This is a genomic window from Shewanella sp. YLB-07 (genome assembly GCF_009377275.1).
The window spans coordinates 1-2,940 of record NZ_VOQB01000034.1 but is presented as its reverse complement, the minus strand read 5'-3'; the positions used below and the strand labels follow the sequence as shown (position 1 = coordinate 2,940).

The window sequence follows — 2,940 nt, the reverse complement described above, 5'->3', positions numbered from 1 at the left end:
AAAATGGTGGTCGATACTGGGCTCGAACCAGTGACCCCCTCCTTGTAAGGGAGGTGCTCTCCCAGCTGAGCTAATCGACCTGGGACTTTCATTTTGTACTGCGTATTTTCTTAATCACTTATGCTTATAAGAGGTAAGAAATATGGTGGTCGATACTGGGCTCGAACCAGTGACCCCCTCCTTGTAAGGGAGGTGCTCTCCCAGCTGAGCTAATCGACCTCGCTGTGTGGGCCGTATTATAGGGGGGAACGATTTTGTGTCAACGATTTTTTAGATAAAAACGCGTGTCCGGTGTTATTTTACACTGACTGGTGCATTGTTGCTCAAAGTGAGCTTGTGATGGAGATAAATCATTCAAATCACTAGCCGTTAGCTCCTTGTTATATTGAAATGAAGCGCTGACTGCTTACATATAATGGCTTCTAGCCATGTGGATACTTAGCTGAACAATGTATTTAGATACTCACCTTGATGGCGATGACTTGAATTTTCATTGAATCGAATGCTCCCATCTTTTTTAGGGGGAATATCAAACTAATTCCCTCTGTTTTAATTTATTTTACGTCTATATACAGAACTAGGTCTAAATAAAAGCAGAAAGCTAGATAAAGACGACATAATCTAGCTGCGGAATACGCTTCTCAGCACTTGGTAATGTCCATGAGGCTGTTTGGCTGTTAGAATATGCGCCACATTCATTGGTACAGTCTAGAATTTAGGCTTTTCTATAATAGGTTAGTGTCCATTATGACAACTAAGACGCGTTTTGCTCCAAGTCCTACCGGTTTTTTACATGTCGGTGGTGCTCGTACTGCTCTTTATTCATGGCTATATGCTCGTGCCAACAGTGGTGAGTTCGTTCTTCGCATTGAAGATACCGACATTGAACGTTCGACACCTGAAGCATGCCAGGCAATTCTCGACGGAATGGAGTGGTTAGGGCTGAATTGGGAACATGGGCCTTATTACCAGACGAAACGTTTCGATCGTTACAATGAGATCATCGCTCAGATGTTAGAAAAGGGCAGTGCTTATCAGTGTTATTGTTCACGTGAGCGCATCGAGAAGATGCGTGAAGAGCAGGCCGAGAAAGGCGAGAGTCAAAAGTATGATGGACGCTGTCGCGATCTGGCTCCCCGAAACACGGATGAGCCTTTTGTTATTCGATTTAAAAACCCGAAAGAGGGCAGTGTAGTATTTGACGATCATGTTCGTGGTCGAATTGAAATCGCTAACGCTGAGCTCGATGATCTCATCATCGCGCGTACAGAAGGAACGCCTACCTATAACTTCTGTGTTGTAGTTGATGATTGGGATATGGGGATCACTTGTGTTGTTCGCGGCGAAGACCATATAAATAACACTCCTCGTCAAATCAACATTCTTAAAGCATTAGGTGCCCCAATTCCTGAATATGCACATGTTGCTATGATTTTAGGTGATGATGGTGCCAAACTTTCTAAGCGTCATGGTGCAGTTGGTGTCATGCAATATCGTGATGATGGCTTCTTGCCTGAAGCGCTACTTAACTATCTAGTGCGCTTAGGTTGGTCACATGGCGATCAAGAGATATTCTCTATCGATGAGATGAAGCAACTCTTTAAGCTAGAAGATATCAATAAGGCCGCTTCGGCATTTAATACTGATAAGTTGATTTGGTTGAATCAACACTACATAAAAGAACTTGATCCAGTTTATGTCGCCAAGCAACTAGAGTGGCACATGACAGATCAAAGTATCGATATCAGTAATGGTCCTGTGTTATCAGATGTGGTCACTGCTTTGGCAGAACGTGCAAAAACATTGAAGGAAATGGCAGCATCGAGTCGTTACTTCTTTGAAGATTTTGCCGAGTTTGATGCGACGGCGGCTAAAAAGCACCTTAGAGGGGTTGCTATGGAGCCGCTGCAACTCGTTCAGAAGAAATTGGCTGAGCTAAATGAGTGGACCTTAGAAGGAATCCATCAAGCAATTGAAGATACAGCTGCTGAATTAGAAGTCGGAATGGGCAAAGTTGGTATGCCTTTACGTGTAGCGGTTACAGGAGCAGGAATGTCTCCCGCTGTTGATTTGACCTTATTCTTGGTTGGAAAGGCTCGTTGCGAGCAAAGAATCTCCAAAGCGATTGAATTTGTAGCAAATAGAATAAATTCCTAAAAAACGAGTTGACACTTTTGGGTGTGCTGCATAGAATGCGCCACGCACTTGAGACACAACGAAGTAAAAGCTTAGTAGCGTACTCAAAAGTGTAGTTTTATCGTTAAGTGAGGGGCCTTAGCTCAGCTGGGAGAGCGCAACACTGGCAGTGTTGAGGTCAGCGGTTCGATCCCGCTAGGCTCCACCATTTAACGCACACTCTTCTTAATAGAGTCTAAACAATAAGAACCTACCCCAGCGTCTAGTGGGAGTAAGTAGATCAAGTCTGAGTCCTTAGCCTTTGATTCAAACTTATAGACAACTCTTTATTTGTAGAGTTTAAAGAACAAATGTCCGGGTCCCCTTCGTCTAGAGGCCTAGGACACCGCCCTTTCACGGCGGTAACAGGGGTTCGAATCCCCTAGGGGATACCAATATTCTTATTTAACTGATAATTGCTTCGGTTAGATGTGAAAGACTCAGCTAATGTAAAAAATGAGTCGACATGTACCGCTCTTGCTCATGCCTTTGAGTACTAGCCTATAAGCTCTTTTTTACTAGAGTCTAAACAAGTAAGTCCGGGTCCCCTTCGTCTAGAGGGAACAAGACTAGGACACCGCGCAGTAGTTTCTTATAGAAAGTACGGTGGTAACAGAGGTTCGAATCCATAGCCTTCGGAATTGAACTTATAGACAACTCTTTATTTGTAGAGTTTAAAGAACAAATGTCCGGGTCCCCTTCGTCTAGAGGCCTAGGACACCGCCCTTTCACGGCGGTAACAGGGGTTCGAATCCCCTAGGGGAT

Annotated in this window: 1 protein-coding gene and 4 tRNA genes; 3 read left to right on the top strand and 2 right to left on the bottom strand. The window is 44.1% G+C overall.

Annotated elements, in window-relative coordinates:
• Window positions 1-4 precede the first annotated feature (4 nt).
• Window positions 5-80 (bottom strand) — tRNA-Val (locus FS373_RS31315).
• A gap of 63 nt (window positions 81-143) precedes the next feature.
• Window positions 144-219 (bottom strand) — tRNA-Val (locus FS373_RS31310).
• Between the two features lie 528 nt (window positions 220-747).
• Between FS373_RS31310 and gltX the strand changes: the two genes are divergently transcribed.
• From gltX to FS373_RS31295, 3 genes are all read left to right on the top strand, one after another.
• Entirely contained in the window at window positions 748-2,157 is a 1,410-nt protein-coding gene (gene gltX / locus FS373_RS31305) for a glutamate--tRNA ligase (protein ID WP_152831552.1), read from the top strand.
• A 111-nt stretch (window positions 2,158-2,268) separates the two neighbouring features.
• Window positions 2,269-2,344: transfer RNA gene (locus FS373_RS31300), tRNA-Ala, on the top strand.
• A gap of 150 nt (window positions 2,345-2,494) precedes the next feature.
• Window positions 2,495-2,570: transfer RNA gene (locus FS373_RS31295), tRNA-Glu, on the top strand.
• The last annotated feature ends 370 nt before the right edge of the window (window positions 2,571-2,940 follow it).

Coding starts and splice junctions, on each gene's coding strand:
- gltX (WP_152831552.1), top strand. CDS start 748: ATGACAACTAAGACGCGTTTTGCTCCAAGTCCTACCGGTTTTTTACAT.